We start from the raw sequence: 22,631 nt of genomic DNA on the forward strand, positions 1-22,631 counted from the left end.
ACACCAATGAAAAAGTTCTTAATATTAATATTACTGATCATCACGACACTTACAATAAGTGCTCAAGCACCTGATGCATTCAATTACCAAGCTGTAGTGCGTGACAATTCTGGAAACATAATCACCAATCAGGATGTGAAGTTCCAGATCAACATCCTGCAAGGGGCAGTTGACGGAACAGCGATTTATTCTGAAACGCATACTGTCCAAACTAACGGACAAGGTCTGGTTAATATGGTTATCGGCACAGGAACATCGACAGATGATATCTCAACCATTAATTGGGGAAGTGACAGTTATTATATTCAAATTAATCTCGATATAAATGGAGGCGAGAATTATGAGTTAATGGGCACGAGTCAATTGTTGAGTGTTCCTTATGCGCTGAATGCTAAGACTGCGGACAATCTTATTAATCCAATTTGGATGAGTAATAATGGTCAATCATCAAATCAAGATTATAAAATTAATATTGGATTAACTACACCTTCTAATTTACATTATTTTAAATTAAATCTTGTCGGCAATCTAGTGCCGAATACTGAAACATATGATATGATTGGTTTCTATAAGCCAGAATTCAACAAGCCATCGTGGCATATTTCATTAGTTAGTAATGATATAGTATTTGCTGAAACTGGACAAAGTGGGAGTCGATTATATTTAAAAGAAGGCGGTAATGTTGGTATAGGAACTAATAAACCCGCAAGATTATTACATGTTTCAGATGCAATGCGACTTGAACCATTGCCTACACCACCTTCGAATCCAAATAAAGGAGATTTATACTTCGGTGAAGATGGGAAGTTACACCTTTACAATGGTCAAGCATGGTATTCTTTGAATATGACTCTAGATTAAAAACATCAATCACACCCCTGAAACAATTCTTCAGGTGAGATCATAAAAATATCACATATACGAAACAGGGACAGGATATTCACATTCTTACCTGTTTCGATTCTTTCAACCAAACTACGAGAAATCCCATACTCTTTTGCAAAATCTTCCCTCGAAAGCATCGTGTCATATCTATACTGGCGAATGACACCTCCAATAGCTTCCATGCGCATTTGTGCAAGACCATCAAAATGGACACGGTGATATTTCTGTTTCTGCTGCTTCATACCTTTTAATAATAAATACTGATGAGCAGAGGAAAAATATGACATATTATAATATGTGACTGTATGTACCGGAATGTACCTTATCAGTTCCTAACTCACCCGATAACAGTATTAATCTGTACGATTTTCAAATTATGATTTAAGTTGAATATGTTTACGTGTCCTATGGGCAGTGGTATATGGGAATTATGTCTCACCTACATTGATAGGTTTGGGGGCAAAATTTAAATCTGATGGCAAATTATAAAATATTATAATCCAACATCCTTAAAAAATTGCTCAAGTGTGATTTCGTAGAACGCAAGTACTTTAATAAGATTACCAATATTATATTCGAACCTGCCGTTCTCCATGTTATTATATGTATTCCTTGTTAGATCAACTTTTTCAGAAAACTCAATGTAGCCAACTTTAGCAATACCTTTTCTCATAGTCTTCAATCGCTCTCCAATAATCTGAAGTTTCTCCTTCTGATCGGATTCGTTTCTTGCTTTTTTATTTTCTGTCATATTTAATACAAATATATAAATAATGCCTAATAGTTTGGGCATATTGTATTTGCTGTTATATTTGCCTAATATATTAGGCATTTAATTAAGAAGGAATAATTATGGACATAAGAGATATGTGCTACGGGAAGATGTTTGTTTACCATGAAGAGATTAAACTTTACCGTGAATTCGGCGAAGCATACTATTTAATAACTGAAGCAAAGTCTCCAAATCATTTAGTAGCATATCATGTTCAGATGCCTGAGTTTGCAAAGGAGAGATTAAAGTTATCTGATAGCTGGAAAATTATTTACGGGGCATGTCCGAACTAAAAAACATTCACTATTGGTTAAAAGTGAATATTATTCGCTAAAAAGCTATAGTTCAACATATAAACATTAAGTAACGAAAACACTGGTTTCACTAATGTAGTTAAATCCTCAAAACTGAATATTATGAGCAAGAAATACTCAAACACGACAGCAGACTATTTAAGTTGGGATCAGAACCTAAATTTGATTAGAAGGTTATTTGATGATGGCGAACACAAAATGTCATTATTAATTTCATTGGGATCATTTTGGGGATTGAGAATTTCTGATCTTCTTAGGATTAAATGGGATGATATTCTGGATAAGGATGAATTTAAACTTGTGGAGAAGAAAACCGGAAAGTCCCGTGACATTAAAATTAACCAACAACTGCAACGTCATATTAAAGAATGTTACAATAAAATTGCGCCACATAATTCTGAGGATTATATTTTCACTTCACAAAAAGGGAGCGTTTATTCCATCCAGAGAATAAATGTGATTTTCAAAGAGATTAAACAACGATATAAAATCGACATCAATAATTTTAGCACTCATACCATGCGTAAAACATTTGGACGTGAGGTTTTCGGAAAAGCAGGTACTCAAGCAGAACTTGCATTGGTTAAGCTATCGCAGTTGTTTAATCATTCAAGCACTTTAATCACACGCAGGTACTTAGGGATTGCGAAGGAGGAGCTTATGCAGACTTATGATGTTCTATCTTTTTAAAAGAACAAGAGGCATCCCACACCTAGGATACCTCTCAAACTAAAAATCTTCGTTTATTATCTATCGTATAATTACTTTTTGAGAATCTAAAATTTTAGAGTTGATATCCACTACCTGTACCAAGTAGATTCCTTTTGCGTGTATATTATTTAAATCAATTCGTGTTAATTGTTGATTTATTGAAGTTCCGTAAACTTCATTACCTGTGATATCATATATTTTAATTTTTATACCAGAACCTAGTTTAAATAAATTACAATCAATAAATAGTTTTTCGGAAGCAGGGTTTGGATAAATTGAGAACTCAACATTTTTAATTTTCTTTTCTACTTCAGTTGTAATAAATTCTTGATATTCAGAATTTATTTCTTCTACGGTAAGTGGTCGGTTGTATATTTTAACATCGTCAATTAATCCATTAAAGAAATAAGTTATTGGAACATTGTGATACGGACGAGCTCCGATGTAAGTTGGCGTGTTTTCCGTATCGTTATATCCTGTAACAGAGATGTTGTCAACTAGATTACTATTCCAATAGAGCTTGATTCTTTTTTCAGAGTCATCATAAATATATGCAAAGTATTGCCATTCAGAGTCATTTATTGGAGTTTCAATTCGGTTACCTGCCCATTGTGCTCCCGTTCCTAATTGACTAGAAAATTTATAACCTGAGCCAAAGTCTGGATCGATACGAATTTCACTACTCATGAAGGTGTGATTTCCATCATCATATAATTTAGAAACTAAAACACCCCAACCGTCTTGTTGACCTTCGATCTTAAACCAACCAGAAAAAGAGTGAGAACTATATCCTTCTATTACTCCCAAATCAATGTAATCATCATTACCATCAAAATCATATGCAGAATTAGGTTTTCCAAATCTATCATCTGTTAACGTTGCTCCGTTAATTGTACCATGGTTATTGTTACCACTTTCATCATTAGCATTACCATTAAATGGGTAGTGTGCAATTAGTCCATCGTTTGTTTCATTGTAAAGATTTGAGATCTCATTTTGTGAAAGAGCTCTTGAATAAAAACGTATATCATCCAATCCACCTTTAAAGTAATGAACTAAGTCGTTATTATAATATCGTGAACCAAAAACAAGTTCTACATCATTATTTATATCATGAGCTATATTGCTTACTACTGAGTTGCTCAGTTGTCCATTTAAGTATATATCAAGATCTAAACCATTCCTCACTAGTGTTATGTGATTCCATTGATCAAGTATTACTCCAGCAGTTGTTGTACATACATTTCTATCAGCACTTGTAGCTTCATTAATTTCTAAACCAACTCCACCTGATGTAGTTAAGGAAAAATTAAAATAATTTCCCCATGAACCAGCAGCTCTTTTTCCTAAAATATCTTGATTTTGTATAGTAGGTAACTGGTCTACATACATCCAGTAAGATATTGCAAAATCAGTAGATCCAAAATTACCTGCTGTATTATCAATTAAAATATGATCGTCAGTTCCATCGAATTGATAGGCACTATTTTGGTTTCCAAATCTATCAGGTGATAATGTTGCCCCATTTACAGTTCCATCATAATTATTCCCACTCTCATCATTAGCATTGCCGGAAAATGACCAATAACCCACTAGACCATCTGTTGGAATTTGTGCTGATGAGAATAATGTTGAAAATAATACGACAATTGTAACGAGTAGAATTTGTTTCATAAGTTTAAATTTAGATCTGATTCTATTAAATATAAATTCTTAGTAATAGATATGTTATGAAGCTTACCTATTAGTTAATAAAGATACTTAGAACGGATACGTCAAGTTTTTAAAATTGTTGCGGTTTATACTTCAGGTTTTTAAACGTTGCTTTATTAAAGATTTTCGTTCCTTTAGGGATGCCTGAAAGGGAATGAGAAAGACAATTGATTAATAATAATTGACAGTTTAGTATATGTAGCACATGATTAAATATTATTGGAGACTTGATCATTAATATCAAACATTCGTCAATTTTGACTAAATATTCTGCAACATAATGGAACAAAAGTGCGTATTAAAACGATATTTTATATTAAGTTTCTACAACCAAATACTTATCTAGCAGTTTATGGGCAATATCGTTAAACAACAACATACTCTATAGAATAAATGGATAGAATCAAGAGGATATGATAATTTTACTTTTGATGGCATATTAAACTACAAGAAGTGGGAGCAGTCTACGCCAAAAATCATGTTTCTTTTGAAAGAATCAGCAGACGATTTTACTCAAATTGCAGAAAAAGATATTGACATAACTTCTGGAAATGGCAGTCATTTCTGGTGGAATATCTGTTACTGGAAATATGTGATCAATAGTATTTACAATGGAAAGCGTTGTGAATTTATGGATAAAAATGAACTGCCTGAAGTTAAGTTTAATCAGAACATACTTGATGATATAGCATATGTAAATATTAAAAAGAAATGTGATAACAAGACAAAATCGAATGATGGAGAAATATTTAGTTTTGCAATCGAAGATAAAGAATTGTTAATTGAACAAATTGAGTTAATAAACCCAAACATAGTACTTTGTAATCACATAACTTTCCGGTCATATTGCCATTTGTATGGAGATGAAATTGAAAAGCTGAATGAAGTATGCTATAAGCATAATGATCGATTAATTTTAAACTTTAGACACCCAAGTTATTTCCAAATTAAAGGTGGTAGAAAAACTCATTTTAGTGATTTGAAAAGTGCTCTACTTGATAAAAATGCCTTAGATTTATTTAATTGGACGAAATGATTTAATAAATAAAATAAACATCAAATATGACCATTTTAAAAGCTTTCACACTTTGGCTTTTCGGCTTATTGGCAATAATAAATGGATTCTTTTACTTAATTGAGGATACATCAAATGAGATAAGAGGTCTTGCATTAGTTTTTATACTGATGGGGATTTATACAGTTCCTTGGGTAAGAAAGAGGCTGAGATTCAATATCAAACCTCCTATTCATATATTTATTTATGTATGTATAATGTTCATTATTCAAGAACTTGACTCCGTAAATAGAACTAGTGTTGAGATTGTTTCAAGTGTTAATGCAACTACTTTAAATGTTAGAGAAGGTGCAGGTACAGATTATCCTGTTGTCTTTATATTGGAAAAGGGTGATACTGTAAAAGTAGTTTCAGCGCAAGAAGGTTGGTCTGAAATATCACTTGAGAATAGAAGTAATGGTTTTGTAGCTAGTAAATATATTCAAACAAAGAAAAACACTAAAACTGTTTGGTGGCGTTGGATTGTTTATATTACTGGAGCAGTTTTTCTATTAAGGAAACTATTTATAAGAAAAAGAAGTTACTCTTCTGATACGTTCAGTAATTTTGATTATGCTTCAGATGCCTCAAATAAAGTTGATGACCAATCAAGTATCAATAATCAGGATACAGATTTTGGAAATCACCACCATTCAACAAATGTGAATTCTAAAAGCTCATCAAGGAGTTATTCTACATCGCAAAAGGAAAAAATTGTAGATAATGAAAGCACTGTTGAAAAAGAAGTAGTTTTTTATTGCAAATTCTGTGGAAAAAATGATTCTTCCATAAGTTCTTTAACATCGAGTTCTTGTAGGTACAGTTCTAATGGAAAGCATCAACCATACGAAGGGAAAGATTCACTTAAATTTTGTTGTAAATATTGTGGCAAAGAGGATGCAACGATTAGTTCATTGACATCAGGAGCATGTAGGAATAATTCAAGTGGTAAGCATAAGCCATATATTGGGGAATCTAATCATATATTTTTCTGTAAATATTGTGGTAAGAAGGATTCTACCATAAGTTCTTTAACATCGAGTTCTTGTAGGTACAGTCCCAATAGAAAGCATCAACCGTATGAAGGTAAGGGTGAAACTGAATTTTTCTGTGAATATTGCGGTAAAAAAGACGCTACTATAAGCTCATTAACATCTGGATCATGTAGGGTTAATCCAGAAGGTCAACATCAACCGTATATCGGCGAAATTGCAAAAGAATATTACTGTAAATATTGTGGGAAAAGTGACTCAACTATTAGTTCATTAACATCAAGTACTTGTAGAATAAGTCCATTAGGAAAACATCAGCCTTATGGTGGAAAAGTTCAAAGTAAATATTCCTGCAAATATTGTGGAAAAAATGATTCTACAATTAGTTCACTTACTTCCAGTTTTTGCCGAAATAGTCCTCATGGAAAACACCAACCTATTGAGGATTATTAACCCTATTATAATATGAACTCTACAAAAAAATAGTTGTCGATGGATACTGATTGGTAAAAGAAGTAAAGCAGAGCATCCTCACTATTCATTATATTTAGGAAATGATTCAGATTTGAAGGATTTTAATATTGATAAATACGTAACTAAAATTTAATATGGCAACAAATAACAATCCAGTAAAAATTGAACTAGTAAAAAAAGACGAATACAAAATATCCATAAAGCTTGATAATTGGGAGGTTTCGAAAATTGTATCAGAAAAAGCGTTAACAGATATCACGAATCAAATTAATGATGCAACAGGTTTATCTAGGATTTCAGATACATTTAACTGTTCTGGTGAGGAAGCTCAAATAATAAAAAAGTTTTGGGATAAGCAGAGTAACTGGAAAATGTGTAATGCATGCAAGTTTAAATGGAAAGAATGCTATTCATGCATTGTTACTTGCGATAGTCCACTAGAAAGAAACCTTTTGTTAGAACTGCGGAAAAACGAAATTGAAGTTGTCATGCAACGTAGATTTAACAAAGATGGTAGTTTCTATGAGTTTCCTAAAGAGATTGACTTTGATACCATATTAACTATTCCTGATTTCTATATTGAACAGGATGAGGTAAAGCTTTGTATCTATGCCGATGGTCATACTTATCACAACGTAACCGAAAAGCAGGCATTAAGAGATCGTAACATTGATAGAGAATTACAGCGTTTAGGATTCGTTGTTCTTCGTTATACTGGTCAAGAGATACGAAAAGACTGTGGCTTGGTTGTGGAGAATATTATGAATAATCTTAAAGAATAAGGAAATTAAATTATTGCAGGTGATTTATTATCAATTACCTGCAATATTATTAAAAAACTATATCTTTCAAATAACCAAGGGAGTATATACACCAACCCCACGGAATATCTTTTGTGGAGTTTGAAGCGTGGATCTCTTCCCCATCAATGCAACTGTTCATCTTAAGGTAAATATATTCACCATTCCTGCTAATTTCGTTAAGAACAACTGGGATGATACCTGTATCTTGGACAAAGAGTAGTTTCTGACCTACAGAGACCATTTTCTGTTTGGTGTGAATATTATCGAAATCAAGAATCATCTCATCAAATGATTCGATACAGCCATTAATGCAATAAGTATTTTTCATCTTAGTTTTTATATATAAATACTGAGGTATTTGTTTTGGGACAGAGATGGACAATACTTTTTTTAATGGGAGATACAATTACAATAGGTAGGGTTGTACAATCTACTTAAAATGTGGCATTGACCGTACAATGGGGGATACTATCGTATCCGATGCCCCACCCCGGGGGAGGGGGTGGTACTTTATATACCAAGGGGTGCAACATGAAGATTTTTTTCAAAAGAAAAATTCCTGAAATATTATTTCGGTTGCCCAATTTTCAAGTAGCTAAAAATTTTGAGAAAATAAATTGTGAATTCCGGAAGTGTGATTTTATAAAATAATATAAAAATGAGTGTTTGTAGCCTTTAACGATATTGATGGGACAGGAATTTTGGATATGATTTATGTGGAAGATGATTAAGTTTGTAGCTTGTTAATTTAAAATGGAAATCGATGTATAACCTTTGGGAAGATGTAGTAACTGTAGCTGATTCTGCTGTGCATGATGGGTTATCATTCGGTGAGAAAGAGTTATGCTCGAAGTATGTTGTTCTCACATTTGACGATCGATATCGGATTGTTCTGCGAGCTGAAATTAGTTATAGTTCGGATAGAGGTGAGTTTTATTACAGAGATTTGATTTTAAATCAAGAACACCGAACACCATTAAAGGAACAACTTGGTATTTTAAATGAGCTTCCTGAGCAAGGATTACAGGTTGGGAGGATTGTGACCGGTAATTACGAATTTCATTATCATACGATCGATACCTTTATTTGGGTGAGCGAGGTTGTGAAGAGGTAGGTGTTGATTATTCAATTTAATTGTTTTAAATTGATAGTAAGATATGATTTAGGATGATTATCGATTTGGGAATCGGTAGGAAGCACATCATTAGTTTGGTGTGCTTTTTATATATTATTCAGATAAAACATTAGTAATTTTATTGGGACGTTGTCATTTTTACAATTACTCTTCTAAATTATTCCAAGCTTTCTTTTGGTCGGATACGCTAGATTTTTTTGTGTAATATTTTGTCATAGTATCAAGTGATTTATGACCACTATACGCTTGAACTTGTTTAATATTACCTTTAAAAGTGTCGTTTAAGTTATTGTGTATTGCGTATCGCCTAAAGGCATGACTCGTAATTAATTCCGAAACTTTACCTTTTTGTACGATTGTTTCACCATTAACATAAGTATTGTAATATTCAACTTCACGATTTAAACCACATAATTTAGCATAGTCTTTCAGGTATTGGTCGTATTTACTGGTCTTTTCTAGAAATTTTCCCCACCATAAAAAACCATCTTCATTAGCATTTTTAACTAACTTTTTAAGCTCATTAATAACTTCTGGCATTTTATTATTTTTAATAACAACATCTCTGTAATCCGAATTGCTTTTTTTATCGTAAACTTTTATAACCGTAAATTCAGGATCAGAAAAATCGATATGTTGTTTTTTTATGGTCTTGTTATCACTAATTCGTAAAGATAACAAGGTGTTTATTTTAATTATTGATTGAAATGTTTTGTAAATTATTCTTCGTATTCGTGGGTTTCCTTTTTTACCTCTTATTGTATCATCATCAATACTATCAATATCAAAATTTATTAAAATTTTCACTTCTTCATCTATCAATGTTAACTGCTCTTTTTCGTTTTTTAAAGAAGGAATTTTTTCCTGAAGTAGAGGTAATCCTCTTGTTTTATAAATCTTATTAAGAAACCTCTTTGTAGTGGTTAATTTATTCACCATCGTATTGAATAGCTCAGTTGAATTAAATTGAAGTATATAGTTCTTGTATTCGGTTAAAATCCTTCTGTCATCAATAATATGGTAAAATCCTTTATAAATGAAGTCAGGGCATAAATAAAGAAACTTTTTAAAATGCTTTAGGTTAGAACCGTATTGTCTGGATGATGTTGGTTTTGTACCGAGCAAAAATCTATTTTCCCAATAATCAAAACTATCCGCAGGGTCTTTATCTTCTTCAAAAATTTCACCTACTTCAAATTTTTTAAAAGTTTCAATCGAACACACCCCTTTACGATTTCTAATAGATTCAATTGTAAGTTTAAATTGGTCAAAAATTTCATAAAGCTTCTTTGCAGTTTGCCCCTTTAGTTTTTCATATTTTAGTAATTGAAATTCTGATTCTAATAAAAATTGCTTTGTGGTTTTGGTTGCTCTAAATGATTTACCATCTAAGCTGTAATTGTAACGAATAAATATTTCGAAAGTGCCATCTTCTTTTATATCGTTTTTTTTGCGGTAGAAGGATAAGTTACCAAAATTTAAATGTTTGCCCATAATTTTATTAGTTTTCAATTATGACAACCAAATTAAGTAAATGGAATAATTTAAAATATATGACCTATTAATTTGGGTGCAACGGTTGCAAATTTTGGTTGCAAAATACGAAAAAAATGATAATTAGTTGCAAATTTAGTTGCAAAATATTCGGAGTCTATAATTGTAATGTATTACTATATAGAGTTTTGCTATTTTTGTGAAATGTTTAAAATCAACAGTATAAAATTAATAGAATTTAATTACTTTTTGTTTTAATCCTTCATCATATAATTCATCTCCAAGATTTTGAATGAATTCCAGACGTTTTTTATTGAGTAAGATAGCCTTGATTTTATCCTCTACATAGTTAACAGGTGCTACTTCTTCCATTTTATGGTAAGCTCTAATAGATACCAAATAATGAGAAGTGCTATCTTTAGTTTCGTAAAATTTATTGTAATCCAAAAATTGAGGATGATTAGGCATTGGCTTGGGTAATAGCTCCGAAATTTCGTGTAGCGCTACCCATCTGTCCAAAAAGTTATCAAATTTTTGAGCATTTTGATAACAGTATTCCTCTAGGCGTATATAATCCTCTGGATTTTCAGAACGATACCATTGCTTAAGCTTGTTAAGCTTTGGTGCATTTAGCGGAACCTTAATAAATATACCTTGTATGATATGTTCATTCAGCTTAAAGTTGACACTCATTTCGTTGTAATAAGCCTCAATCTCTTGAGTGGTAATCAACGGAGTGTATTTTTGCAACATCAGCTTTTGCTGATATTTATGAATCAATAAAGAAGCTCTATAATCGTTTAATATTTGCTCTAAATCCTTTTCTTCGGGAGTTAAATTAAGCTCAGCTTTACGCAGCAATAGTTGCGATTTAACCCAGCGATTAATGTAGTTCTGTGTAAAAGCTACGCTGTCATTCTTACTTAAGTTATGCGGTATCGCTTTTTCTAAATCGCTCAATGTTAGTATACGATCATCCACTTTTGCAAGAGGTTTAGATACTTCCTCCTGTGAAACAGTTTTACACGAAAACAAGCAAGCTAATGTTGCTATCGTTAATAAAGATAATCGAAATAGGGTACGCATGTTATGTTGTTTGATCTACTTTTTACTGTGTTTTAATGCCTTCGTGTTAACTACGGGTGCGTATTTGCTATTTAATTGCTTTAACCACTCTTTTTCAATTTGAGTTTGGTAGTCAGCAATTACTTGACCACGTGTTTCTTCTAATTCTTTTTGTTTGGCAGCAATTAGCTCACCAAAAGCCCAAAGGTATTTAAAATCGTCGTCTATTTTACCTTGCGACTTTTTAATTTTCCATATTTGTTTGTCTACAGCCTTGTATTCACCTTGTTCAAAAACTCCTTCCATAACTTTAGCGTTAGGATAAAGTTGCTTTAAACTATCTGTAGTTATTTCTTTATTGGCGGTAATAACTTTCTTTGCTGCAGTTAATTCCTTTTTGTCATTCGTAAAAAATACCTTTCCATCTAACTTGGCAGGGAAGAAGTAATCCGATTTATGAGCCGAATAATAGTTGCTTATACCAGTACTATCCTGAATGGCTTTATTCCATATTTCTTTTTGGCTGATTTCAAAAATAAGCAAGCCATCGTGGTATTCGCTCAATAGGTATTTGTATTCAGGGTATTTTTCTTCTAATTTTGATTTTTCAAAAGCTAAAATCTCCTCTTCTAAAATAGAAGTGATTTGTTTATCGATTAAGCTGCCTCTTTTGTTTTGGGTAAACTGTCTGTTTTCTTTTAGCGCATCTACTAAATCAACCGTTTTATATTCCCAACCGTTCATCGAAGCTAATACTTTATCCTCCTTACTTAAGTTCTCAAATAATTGATCGTTGCTTAAGCTGTTGTCCTTAACGATTGCTTTTAAGTCGTCAATTGTTTCGGTATTTTCCTGATAGCTGTATTCTTTTTTTAATCGGGTAATCACCACTTTTTTACCTTGGTAAGCTCTTTCGTCTTTAGAAATGCGGTTGGTGATTTCTTCTTTCATTTCATCAAAAGGTTTTACGCCTCTTTTCTCTAATAATTTGATGATATGAAAACCGTATGGTGTTTGTATAACCGTTGAGATGTTATTTACACTATCTAGTTCAAAAGCTGGTTCGCTGTATTCAGGAATCATTCTGCCTGTTCCAAACCAAGGAAGTTCTCCTTCTTTATTCGCACTGTTTCTATCTTCAGAATATTGTTTAGCTAAAGCTCCAAAATCATCGCCTCTTAAAACCAATTGGTAAATGGAATCTATTTTAGCACGTTTGTTTTTTACAATATCAGCAGGTGAGTTAGGAGGAAACATTTGCATGATATGTGCCGTTCTTAATTCTCCACGATTGGCTCTTTTTTCGTGCACTTTAAGCACATGGTAACCAAAAGCAGTGCGTGTGATTGGAGATATCTGATTTACCTCGGTATTAAACGCAGCAGACTCGAATGGGTAAACCATCATAAAACCACTAAAAAATCCAAGTTTACCGCCGTTTTGTTTAGCTGAAGGGTCTTCAGAGTATTTCTTTGCTAGTTCATTAAAATCAGCACCATTGTTATATTCTTCTATTATTGAACTGATTTTATTGTATGCTTTCAGTGTGTCTTCAGGACTCGGAGATGGAGCCAGTTTTATTAATATGTGGCTTGCATTAACTTCTTGTGTTAACCTGTCGTAAGCTTCCTGAATCAAGCTTTCTGTTACTTTTTTATCCGATAAGTAAGGCTTTGCTAACTCATCTTTATAATAATTAAATTCCTTTGTAAATGATGGCAAAGTATCCAAGCCTTGAGCAACAGCTTCATGTACCTTAAGTTTGTAGTTTACAAAAAGCTCAATGTATTCCTTTCTGCTTTTGGGCTCTTGGGTATACTCGTTGTTTTTGTTATAAATAAAGTCAAATTCCTCAATCGAATAATTTTCATCTTCTATTTTAACCAAGGTTTGAGGTGTTTGAGCAAAACAAGATGCCGTTATTAAAACGGTGAATGATAGTGAAATAAACTTTTTTAGTTTCATTTTTCTTACAACTTATAAAATGGAATTTTATCTATAAAACAAACAAGGGGATTATATTATTGTATAAGGCCCTTGTTTGGGGCTCTAAAGAAAACAAAAAAGCCCGAAAAACAAAAGTTAACGGGCTGTTAAAGTCTAGTTAAATAATACCTATTTTATGATGAAGTAAATCTTAAATATTTTTAGAATTAATGCTCTTGTTCAAGATGCAAAAATGATACATAGCATGGCTACATTGATTTTTTACAACAAAGAAGAAGAGTATTAACGTGAAATGATAAGTTTTAATTCATGGTAATACTAGTATTACACCATTATTGATTTATAATAGCTTGTATTTGTTCTTTATCTGGAATGTTAGGAAATTTAGTTAGTATTTCCTGCGCTACCTTTTTGCTTTTAGCGGTTTCCTTATATTTCATGTATAAGTTAAGTAAGCCCACATGGTAACTCATTTCATCAGGATTTAGTTTTAATGCTCTGTTTAGATAATCTTCTGCATCCTTCAAGTTATTTTTAAAGTCGTACATCATTGCAATGTTGTACATCAAACGAGCATTATTGGGCGAATATTGAGCTGCTTTAAGCAGATACTCCATTGATTCGTCATATCGCTTGCGTTCAGATAAAAACAAGGCGTAAGTAAATAGCGTGTTACCATCTTCAGGCATATGCTCTAGGTAATCTTTTAGCAATAACTCTGTTTTTTGATGTTCACCTTTACTGTTATACAATAGAGCCAAGTTAATTTTAATAGCATGTAACTCTTTGTCTTGTTTTAAAGCCCTTTTATAAAACTCCTCAGCTTTGTCTAAATCCTGATTGTTGTAATAGAAGTTGGCTAAATTAAATTTACCTGTAGGGAAATCTGCACTGTATTTTAACGCTCCCAGATATTCTTTTTTAGCATTTTTTAGCGCTTCTCTATATTTACTCGGTATTTGATCTTGCGGAACAGCATTTAACTTGCTTGCAGATTCTACACGAATTGATTTTGTTTGGTCGTTCAGTAAATCTAATACGGCATTTAAGGATTTATTATCATCAACAACCAAATTTTGTAAGGCATTAAAACGAATATGACCATTGAAATTATGCAAAGCCTTTAATAAAATATCCTTCGATTGGCTTTGGTAATGCATTCCTAATTGTTGGATGGCTGTAGCGCGTATAATTTCAGGATATACCTCGTCATTATAGATATGAACTAACTCTTCAAAACCTTTCTGGCTTCCAGATTGAGCTTCTTTAAATGCTGTTCCATATTGTGCAGGGCGACCAATTCCATGCCATTTTTTCACATAATCAATAGCCCATTGAGTACCTTCTTTAGGGTGACATTGGTTGCAAGCATTAGGCGTTCCCAACTTTTCTGTTAAATCAGGACGAGGTATGCGGAAGCTATGATCGTTACGATAATCAACACCCATGTAAAATTGCGCAGGCATGTGACAATTGATACACCTTGTCCCTTCGCCTACTTCGAATTTAACACCGTCATCTGCAATAACAGCTTCTCCAGTAGCACCATAATCCTTATGGAAATGATGATCGTAGGTATCGTAATCGTCGGCACGATGACATTGGGTACACAATCTGTTATCTTCGAATAAACGCTCGGTACTATGTACGTTATGACAATCGTTACATTGCACATCTCGCATAAACATTTTACTTTGTGTAAAGGAGCCATATACGTAATCTTCATCTAGTATCTGACCATCGATATGATAATTTTCGCCCGAAGGTAAATTAGGAATTGTATGATTATAAATATCTGCGCTGTGCTCAAAATCGGATAATGAACCACGGCGTGTATGACATCTAACACAAAGATCTACATATTCCTTATTGTCGATGCCACTGGTTTTAACCTCCAATCCAAAGTTGTTATGCTCATCTCTGGCATATTCTGCTTTAGCTGCCCAATCAAGGTGTTTAGATGCAGGTCCATGACAAGCCTCACAGCTCACATCAATCTCGCTCCATGTAGTATTATAGGTGTCATTTTCAACATCGTAGCCTTTAACCAAGTTGGTAGAATGACAATCGGCACACATACCGTTCCAGTTTTGTGCTTGATTGGTCCAATGCAACCAGTTATCGCTTTCAATCATCTCGTCCGTATAAATAACCTCAGCCATGTGGTACCAAGCACTATCTTTAGAATCCCACGTAAGCGCTAGGGTTTGTAATCTTCCTCTATCAAACTCCACTAGATATTGCTGTAGTGGATAAAAACCGAAAGTGTATTTAATTTCAAACTCCTCTAGTTCGCCAGACTCACCATCGGTTTCAACCAAGAATTTTCCATCTCGCTTATAAAAGCGATGTGTCATGCCGTTGTATTCGATAGATTGATTATTGAAATCTCCCAATACGGTGGAGTCATTAGCGTGCTCCATGGCTTTATCATGATGCGAGCCTTCCCATTCGTTATATTCGTTCAAATGGCATTCAACACAAGTTTCACGACCAACATACTTAGCTTCATTATCATGATAAGTATCTGGCGTGTCGCTATAGGTGTTGATTAACATATATGCTGGAACAGTAACAATAGCCACAAGCATGGCTATAAAACTGATGCGTTCTATTTTATTACGATTCTCCATTTATGCGTAAGTTAATTGCGATTTATCAAAAGATTTTCTCTTTACAGGGGCGGATGTGTCAATCAACAACTCACCGTTTTCAATGGTGATAGGAAAGTAATCCAGTGGTCGGGTAGCAGGCGCTGCCAATACCTCTCCAAATTGGTTAAACTGCGAACGATGGCACGGACAGTTATAACCGCCTGTTTTTAGGTTAGAGTCTACTATACAACCCAAGTGCGTGCATTTTACCGACATGGCTAAAAAGCCACCATCTTTAAATCTTCGTAAGAAAAACTGTCCTGTAACAAACGGATAGGTTTTATTACTATGGAAAGTATTTACATTACCTGCGTTAAATAGCTCTTTCTTTTTTTCTATATGACTAACTTTACTCACGCCTCCTTTAATCAGGAAAAAACCTTCGATGGCTGCAGCGGCTATAATTAATCGTTTTATAAATTTTCTTCTATCGAAACTCATTACTTGTGTCTTCAATGTGTTAGATAATCATTAACATACCCTTGCCTCTTAATAAAAGAGAAATAAGCATCATACATATGTAAGATGACATTAATATGGTAGTAATGGTCATTACTATTTCTTCTGTTTTTGCACCATGTTTGGTTTTCCAATACCATAAATAAGCTATAAATGGAATGGTATAAATTAAAAAGGGTACCAAACCAGTAGCAAACCAACTTCCTAAACTCGCAAACCAAAGGTCGAAATGTAGAAAATGCTCTAGTAAATAGGTTAAAACAAAGGTAAATACAAAGGAGAAAATGGCAGAGTGAATAGTCATTCGCTTACCCAGTGCAGAGTTGAACCACACGCCAGTATTTAGATTACTATATTTAAAATAAGGCAAATAGAAAAAGAAAATACCAACGGCCAATGGAAGAAGTACTGCACTAAAAAACGGATGTAAGTGTAATAACAATTCTTGCGCACCTAAGAAATACCAAGGTGCTTTACTTGGGTTAGGACTGTTTAAAGGATTAGCCTGTTCTAACAATGGGGCATGATAAAAAGTGGAGAATACAAATAAACCAGCAATTAATAAGGCCGCTACCATAATCTCTAACCACAATAAGTTAGGAATAACAAACACTCTTTCTGCTTTAGACTTATCTATCTCTGGAAGAGCCACTCCTCCAGCTTTACGAACCAGCCAAAAGTGCATACTCATTAAAAAGATAAACACAATAGGGACGATTCCCGTATGTAAATTGTAAAAATTCAATAAAGTATTTCCATCTACTGTTTCGCCACCTCTTACTAAATTAGCTATTGGGTGACCAATATAAGGTACATATTCTATGATTTGTGTAATCACGGTCACCGCCCAATAGGCCAATTGGTCCCATGGCAAAAGATATCCAGTAAAGGAAGAAACAATCACCATAAACATCATGATTAAACCGTATATCCAGTTTTCGGCTCTTTTTTTATAAATAGCTTGCGAATAATAGGTTCTGATTAAATGTAAAAAGGAAACTATCACCATTAGTTTAGCGGAAATATGATGCAGATTACGAATAAACTGACCAAATACAGTATCTGACTGTAAGGCTACAATAGAATCGTATGCATGCTGCACCGTAGGAACGTACGAAAAACGAAGCACTAAACCCGTGAAGCATAGTATTACAAAAAGCAAAGCGTTAATACCTCCCAGTCCAAAAGTTCGGGTAAACTTTAGAGCTCGCTTATCTATTTTTGGAGGATGAAGGTGAAGTATAAACTTTTCAATAGATGATGGAAGTCTATTTCCTGAATTATTTTTAGTCATTTCAGAATATCTGATGTTTGTATTGATGCACAAAGAAAGTCAAAATGCTTTGAATACAAAAGAGCTTTTGTAGTTGCGGGTGTAATACATGTACTGGTGGATATTAGTACCTTGTAATTGGAGCTATTAGTTAATTAGTCAATAGTCATTGGTGTTTGGTTATTACTAATACAGGTAATTAGTCAATAGTCATTGGTGTTTGGTTATTACTAATACAGGCTGCATACTATAAACTGTTTATTCTGCCTTCTATTCCATGTTATTGAACAAACGGGTACATCTATTTTACCCCAAGGTACATAGCGTGCCCATTCTTTCAGCATCTTTGTATGAGTACAAATTATTTAAAGTAAAGTCAAACATAAATAAACACAATGAAGTTAAAAGCGCTCAGTTTCATATTGCTGTTGGTATTATCCGTGGTTTTTGTATCGTGTGCAAACCCACCTAAAGAAAATACGCAAGCTAAACCCAATGTACTTTGGATTTTTGCAGAAGATTTGTCTCCATTTATGGGATGTTATGGCGATTCTATCAACCAAGGTCATACACCTGCTATCGATAAATTTGCCTCGAAGGGAGTTTTATTTAATCGAGCGTATGCCATGTCACCAGTATGTTCACCTTGTCGTTCAGCCATAATTACTGGGGTGATGCAAACTAAAACAGGCACGCATAACCATCGTTCGAGCAGAACAGAGAATGGGAAAGTGGTTCCTGAAGAATTGAGGATAAACCTACCTGAGTATATCAAGACATTGCCTGAACTGATGAAAGAGGCGGGTTATTTTACCTTTAATAGTGGTAAGGATGATTATAACTTTCATTACGACCGTACCAAATTATACGATGTGGGTAATATGCCCGATTATGTGGCAGGCATGAATGGTTGGCAAGGAAATCATGCTGAACATACTTTATCGTGGACAAAGGATGTTTGGACGGCACGCAAAGACAAGAGCCAGCCTTGGTTTGGACAAATAGAGATTATGGGTGGTAAGCGTGATTATAAATATGTACGCGAAGGTGAGAAGTTAGCCGATAATGATGTGCCATTGCCGCCTTATTTTCCAGATGTAAAATCGCAACGTAAGGCATGGACAACCCATTATAACGCAGCCCGAGGTTCGGATGTGCAGGTAGAAGAGATATTAAAACAACTGGAAGTAGATGGCGAGTTGGAGAATACCATTGTATTCTTTTTCTCCGACCACGGAAGTAATACTTCGTTACGTCATAAGCAGTTTTGTTACGAGGATGGAATGTTGGTGCCTTTAATGGTAAAAGGAAATCATCCTGCCTTAAAAGCAGGAACGGTGCGTAATGACTTAGTTTCGTTGTTAGATGTTACGGCAACTACTTTAGCTATGGGGGGTGCTGAAATTCCCGATTATTACGATGGGCAAGATTTATTTGCTAAAGGATTTACACCAAACGAATATGTGTTTGGAGCTCGCGACCGCTGCGATTATACCATTGATAGAATTCGCACGGTACGTTCAGATAAATACCGTTATATCCGTAATTTCTTTTTAGACAGACCAATGATGCAAGCAGGTTATCGCGACCATCAAGCCATGGTAAAGGATATGCATCGTTTATATGCCGAGGGTAAATTAACACCTTATCAAGAAGAACATTGGTTTGGCATTCGCCCGCAAGAGGAGTTATATGAAATAGCTGCAGACCCATACGAGATGAATAACCTGGCTAAAGACCCAGCGTTTAAAGCCGAGCTTGAAAAGCATCGCATGGTGATGGATGAGTGGTTGAAAGAAAATGATTTGGAAGTGCAATATCCAGAATCGGCCATTCAGCTTAAAGCAACCTATGAGATGTGGAAAGATAGACCACGTTTTAGAGATGCTAAAGTAAATCCAGAATACGAACAGTTTAAAAAGTAAGATCGGAAGAAGGAACAAGGAGAAGGGAGACCGGAAAACGAAAAAGGTTTTTAGGCTCTCCCCTTCAACAGTGAAGAAAATGATGTACATAGTGTAAATGCTAACACAAGAACAAGATCTAAATATGACACAAAAATTTCTAATAATTATATGTTTATTGCTGGGAAGTATTCATTTGTCTGCCCGCGATATCGTTAATTTTAATTCCAACTGGAAATTTGCTCGCTTTGGAACAATGCCAGATGGAACTACCAAAGCGGAACCCAAAGATATGGATGAAGTAGACTTTGACGATTCGGATTGGAGGGTTTTAAATGTACCGCACGATTGGGGTATCGAAGGACCTTTTAGAGATGACCTTCCTAACCGAACAGGAAAATTACCTTGGGCAGGTATTGGATGGTATCGTAAAGCCTTTACTTCTGAAGCTACAGATGCTGGAAAACGTGTTTTTATAGAGTTTGATGGCTCAATGTCTAATACCAAAGTTTGGGTAAATGGTGGATATGTAGGCGAATGGGCTTATGGTTATTCTTCGTTTAGGCTAGAGATAACCCGTTACTTAAAGGTTGGACAGGAAAATGTTATTGCGGTTCGTTTAAATAACAAGGTAGAATCGTCGCGTTGGTATCCTGGCGGAGGAATTTATCGCAACGTTCGTTTACTAAAAACAAGCCCAGTAGCTATAGCTGAATGGGGTGTTTTCGTATCTACACCAGCTGTTGCCAAAGATAAAGCAACAGTTCAGGTTAAAACGGAAGTTGATGGTGGTGATGCTGACGATTTTGAGGTTTTATATCAGATTTATGATAATGGAAACTTAGTTGCCGAAACAAAACAAAATGCAGCCTTAAAAGCAGAAGTAGAATTACAGAATCCGAGTCTTTGGAATCTGGATAGTCCTCATCTATACCAATTAAAAACCTCTTTATTAAAAGATGGAAAGGTATTGGATACGTATGAAAGTACTTTTGGTGTGCGCGAAATCGAATACACCAGCGAAGGTTTCTTTTTAAACGGAAAGAAAATCAGGATGAATGGCGTATGTCAGCATCACGATTTAGGTCCTTTAGGAGCGGCTTTTAACACTCGCGCGGCAGAACGTCAAATTGAAATTTTAAAATCCTTTGGAACCAATGCCATTCGCACTGCGCACAATCCTCCTGCACCTGAGTTTTTAGATTTATGCGATCGTATGGGGATTTTAGTACAGGTAGAAGCTTTTGATGTTTGGGAAAAGAAAAAGGTGGATAATGATTATGCGCATTTATTTGGTACTTGGCACGAGCGCGACTTACGCAACATGGTTCGCAGAGATAGAAACCACCCTTGCGTGGTAATGTGGAGTACTGGTAACGAAATGATTGAATTACGTTCTGGTAACGATGCGCCAATGGCCGTTATGTTGGCTGATATTATCAGAGATGAAGATAATACTCGCCCAACTACGTTTGGTTGTAGCCGACCAGAAGCTACCACCAATGGTTTCGAAAAAACAGCAGAAGTATTTGGCTTAAATTACAAACCACATTTATACGAAGAGGTGCGTAAGGCCAACCCAGATTTACCTATCTACGGAAGTGAAACAGCATCTACCATCAGTAGTAGAGGAGAATACTTTTTCCCTGTTTCAGAAGATAAGTTTAAAGGTAATGGTGGATTCTTTCAAGTAAGTAGTTACGATTTTACAGCGCCTAACTGGGCATATCGTGCCGATGTTGAATTTGAAGCACAGGATAAATATCCGTGGGTGTTTGGTGAGTTTGTATGGACTGGCTTTGATTATATTGGTGAACCTACACCTTATAACAAGGATAAAACCAATCTATTAAACTTTACCGATCCTAAACAAAGAGCTGAAATGAAAGCTCAATTAGAAAAAATGGGTAATAACATTCCGCCACGTAGTTCATACTTTGGTATTGTTGACTTATGTGGATTCCCTAAGGATAGATATTATTTATACCAAGCTAAGTGGCGTCCAGAATTACCAATGGCACATATTTTACCACATTGGAACTGGCCAGAACGCGTAGGTAAAGTAACTCCTGTATTTGTATATACCTCGGGCGATGAAGCAGAATTATTCTTAAACGGAAAATCATTAGGTCGCAAAAAGAAAGGCGAATATGAATACCGTTTACGTTGGGACGAAGTAAAATATCAACCAGGTGAATTAAAAGTGGTGGCTTATAAAAATGGTAAAAAATGGGCCGAAGAAAAAGTAAAAACCACCAAAGCTGCTTATAAAGTTCAGTTAAGTGCCGACCGCGATGAAATAAGTGCTGATGGACAAGACCTAAGTTTTGTAACGGTTAAAATTGCCGACAAAAAAGGATTAATGGTTCCGCGTACGCATAATAGCGTTACATACAGCATAACAGGACCTGCCGAAATTATTGCAGTGGGTAATGGCGATGCGACTAATCTTGAATCTTTTCAAGCTACTACCCGAAAGGTATTTAACGGTATGGCTTTAGTGGTAATTCGCTCTTTAGAAGGAGAAACAGGAGAAGTTAAGCTGATAGCTGAATCGGAAGGTTTAAAAAAGGCAGAACTTATTATTAGTACGAAATAGAGCATACTAAATGTTTTACAAACCGCAAGTGTATTTTATTATGCTTGCGGTTTTTTTATTGTTTTAAAATTTAGAAGTTATGTAATCAGGCTCTCCTCCTTATTAAGGAGGAGTCCGTCCGCGACGCGGAGGGGAGGTGGTTCGATATATTTTTGTATTTTAAATTATAACAAATAAAACTACCATGAAAAGTAACCGGCCTGAACTTATAAAAAAAAGAAAACAATTAAGGAACAACTCAACTCCTGCGGAATGTGAACTGTGGAATTATTTGAAAGGAAAGAAAGTTTGCAGATTAAAATTTAGAAGACAGTATTCTGTTGGAAAATATGTACTTGATTTCTATTGTCCGGAGTTAAAGCTTGCCATAGAATTAGATGGAG

The 22,631-nt window shown here is 34.6% G+C and carries 20 protein-coding genes; 10 read left to right on the forward strand and 10 right to left on the reverse strand.

Going from position 1 to position 22,631, the window contains the following annotated elements; genetic code table 11:
- The first annotated feature begins 6 nt into the window (after positions 1 to 6).
- Positions 7 to 861, forward strand: a complete 855-nt coding sequence (locus A8L32_RS21040; RefSeq protein WP_066633119.1) for a hypothetical protein — start codon at positions 7 to 9, stop codon at positions 859 to 861.
- Positions 862 to 866: 5 nt separating this feature from the next.
- Here A8L32_RS21040 and A8L32_RS21045 read toward each other — a convergent pair whose 3' ends face one another.
- Positions 867 to 1,127 carry a helix-turn-helix domain-containing protein gene (locus A8L32_RS21045; protein ID WP_066633120.1) on the reverse strand — a complete coding sequence of 87 codons (261 nt, stop codon included), beginning with the start codon at positions 1,125 to 1,127 and terminating at the stop codon, positions 867 to 869.
- Between the two features lie 251 nt (positions 1,128 to 1,378).
- A complete protein-coding gene (locus A8L32_RS21050) occupies positions 1,379 to 1,717 on the reverse strand; it encodes a helix-turn-helix domain-containing protein (protein WP_066633127.1) in 339 nt (112 codons plus the stop codon).
- 20 nt (positions 1,718 to 1,737) lie between these two features.
- Between A8L32_RS21050 and A8L32_RS21055 the strand changes: the two genes are divergently transcribed.
- Both A8L32_RS21055 and A8L32_RS21060 read left to right on the forward strand, forming a co-directional pair.
- On the forward strand, positions 1,738 to 1,950 hold the full coding sequence (locus tag A8L32_RS21055) for a hypothetical protein (protein ID WP_066633129.1): 213 nt from the start codon (positions 1,738 to 1,740) through the stop codon (positions 1,948 to 1,950).
- A gap of 123 nt (positions 1,951 to 2,073) precedes the next feature.
- The gene (locus A8L32_RS21060) at positions 2,074 to 2,661 is read left to right on the forward strand and encodes a tyrosine-type recombinase/integrase (RefSeq protein ID WP_066633131.1); all 588 of its coding nucleotides are present in this window, start codon (positions 2,074 to 2,076) and stop codon (positions 2,659 to 2,661) included.
- Positions 2,662 to 2,721: 60 nt separating this feature from the next.
- On the opposite strand, the gene A8L32_RS21065 is transcribed toward A8L32_RS21060, so the two are convergent.
- Positions 2,722 to 4,356, reverse strand: a complete 1,635-nt coding sequence (locus tag A8L32_RS21065; RefSeq protein ID WP_066633133.1) for a LamG-like jellyroll fold domain-containing protein — start codon at positions 4,354 to 4,356, stop codon at positions 2,722 to 2,724.
- A gap of 526 nt (positions 4,357 to 4,882) precedes the next feature.
- Between A8L32_RS21065 and A8L32_RS21070 the strand changes: the two genes are divergently transcribed.
- The 3 genes from A8L32_RS21070 (at position 4,883) to A8L32_RS21085 (ending at position 7,697) form a co-directional block, all read left to right on the forward strand.
- Positions 4,883 to 5,431 carry a hypothetical protein gene (locus A8L32_RS21070; RefSeq protein WP_143525186.1) on the forward strand — a complete coding sequence of 183 codons (549 nt, stop codon included), beginning with the start codon at positions 4,883 to 4,885 and terminating at the stop codon, positions 5,429 to 5,431.
- A gap of 26 nt (positions 5,432 to 5,457) precedes the next feature.
- Entirely contained in the window at positions 5,458 to 6,894 is a 1,437-nt protein-coding gene (locus tag A8L32_RS23680; protein WP_198931829.1) for an SH3 domain-containing protein, read from the forward strand.
- A gap of 155 nt (positions 6,895 to 7,049) precedes the next feature.
- On the forward strand, positions 7,050 to 7,697 hold the full coding sequence (locus A8L32_RS21085; protein ID WP_066633138.1) for an endonuclease domain-containing protein: 648 nt from the start codon (positions 7,050 to 7,052) through the stop codon (positions 7,695 to 7,697).
- Positions 7,698 to 7,746: 49 nt separating this feature from the next.
- Here the strand turns inward: A8L32_RS21085 and A8L32_RS21090 are convergent, their stop codons facing one another.
- The gene (locus tag A8L32_RS21090; RefSeq protein ID WP_066633140.1) at positions 7,747 to 8,046 is read right to left on the reverse strand and encodes a hypothetical protein; all 300 of its coding nucleotides are present in this window, start codon (positions 8,044 to 8,046) and stop codon (positions 7,747 to 7,749) included.
- 435 nt (positions 8,047 to 8,481) lie between these two features.
- Between A8L32_RS21090 and A8L32_RS21100 the strand changes: the two genes are divergently transcribed.
- The gene (locus A8L32_RS21100; protein ID WP_066633143.1) at positions 8,482 to 8,832 is read left to right on the forward strand and encodes a hypothetical protein; all 351 of its coding nucleotides are present in this window, start codon (positions 8,482 to 8,484) and stop codon (positions 8,830 to 8,832) included.
- Positions 8,833 to 8,997: 165 nt separating this feature from the next.
- On the opposite strand, the gene A8L32_RS21105 is transcribed toward A8L32_RS21100, so the two are convergent.
- The 6 genes from A8L32_RS21105 to A8L32_RS21130 all read right to left on the reverse strand — a co-directional run bounded on the left by A8L32_RS21105 (position 8,998) and on the right by A8L32_RS21130 (position 17,766).
- Complete coding sequence (locus tag A8L32_RS21105; RefSeq protein WP_143525187.1) at positions 8,998 to 10,365, reverse strand: site-specific integrase; 1,368 nt, start codon at positions 10,363 to 10,365, stop codon at positions 8,998 to 9,000.
- Positions 10,366 to 10,575: 210 nt separating this feature from the next.
- Positions 10,576 to 11,433, reverse strand: coding sequence for a hypothetical protein (locus tag A8L32_RS21110; protein WP_066633148.1), 858 nt, complete (start codon positions 11,431 to 11,433; stop codon positions 10,576 to 10,578).
- A 15-nt stretch (positions 11,434 to 11,448) separates the two neighbouring features.
- Entirely contained in the window at positions 11,449 to 13,377 is a 1,929-nt protein-coding gene (locus tag A8L32_RS21115; protein WP_066633150.1) for a peptidylprolyl isomerase, read from the reverse strand.
- A gap of 314 nt (positions 13,378 to 13,691) precedes the next feature.
- Positions 13,692 to 15,992, reverse strand: coding sequence for a multiheme c-type cytochrome (locus A8L32_RS21120; protein WP_066633152.1), 2,301 nt, complete (start codon positions 15,990 to 15,992; stop codon positions 13,692 to 13,694).
- Positions 15,993 to 16,469, reverse strand: coding sequence for a QcrA and Rieske domain-containing protein (locus A8L32_RS21125; RefSeq protein WP_158027272.1), 477 nt, complete (start codon positions 16,467 to 16,469; stop codon positions 15,993 to 15,995).
- 4 nt (positions 16,470 to 16,473) lie between these two features.
- Complete coding sequence (locus A8L32_RS21130; protein WP_066633157.1) at positions 16,474 to 17,766, reverse strand: cytochrome b N-terminal domain-containing protein; 1,293 nt, start codon at positions 17,764 to 17,766, stop codon at positions 16,474 to 16,476.
- 374 nt (positions 17,767 to 18,140) lie between these two features.
- Between A8L32_RS21130 and A8L32_RS21135 the strand changes: the two genes are divergently transcribed.
- The 3 genes from A8L32_RS21135 to A8L32_RS21145 form a co-directional block, all read left to right on the forward strand.
- Positions 18,141 to 19,670 (forward strand): sulfatase family protein, encoded by a 1,530-nt coding sequence (locus A8L32_RS21135; RefSeq protein WP_066633160.1) that lies wholly within the window; start codon positions 18,141 to 18,143, stop codon positions 19,668 to 19,670.
- 124 nt (positions 19,671 to 19,794) lie between these two features.
- Complete coding sequence (gene galB / locus A8L32_RS21140) at positions 19,795 to 22,248, forward strand: beta-galactosidase GalB (protein ID WP_071797495.1); 2,454 nt, start codon at positions 19,795 to 19,797, stop codon at positions 22,246 to 22,248.
- Positions 22,249 to 22,432: 184 nt separating this feature from the next.
- Positions 22,433 to 22,631, forward strand: a 199-nt coding sequence (locus tag A8L32_RS21145; protein ID WP_143525188.1) for an endonuclease domain-containing protein, incomplete at its 3' end; no start/stop codon positions are given.

It is taken from the genome of Labilibacter marinus, from assembly GCF_001659685.2.
Lineage (GTDB): Bacteria > Bacteroidota > Bacteroidia > Bacteroidales > Marinilabiliaceae > Saccharicrinis > Saccharicrinis marinus.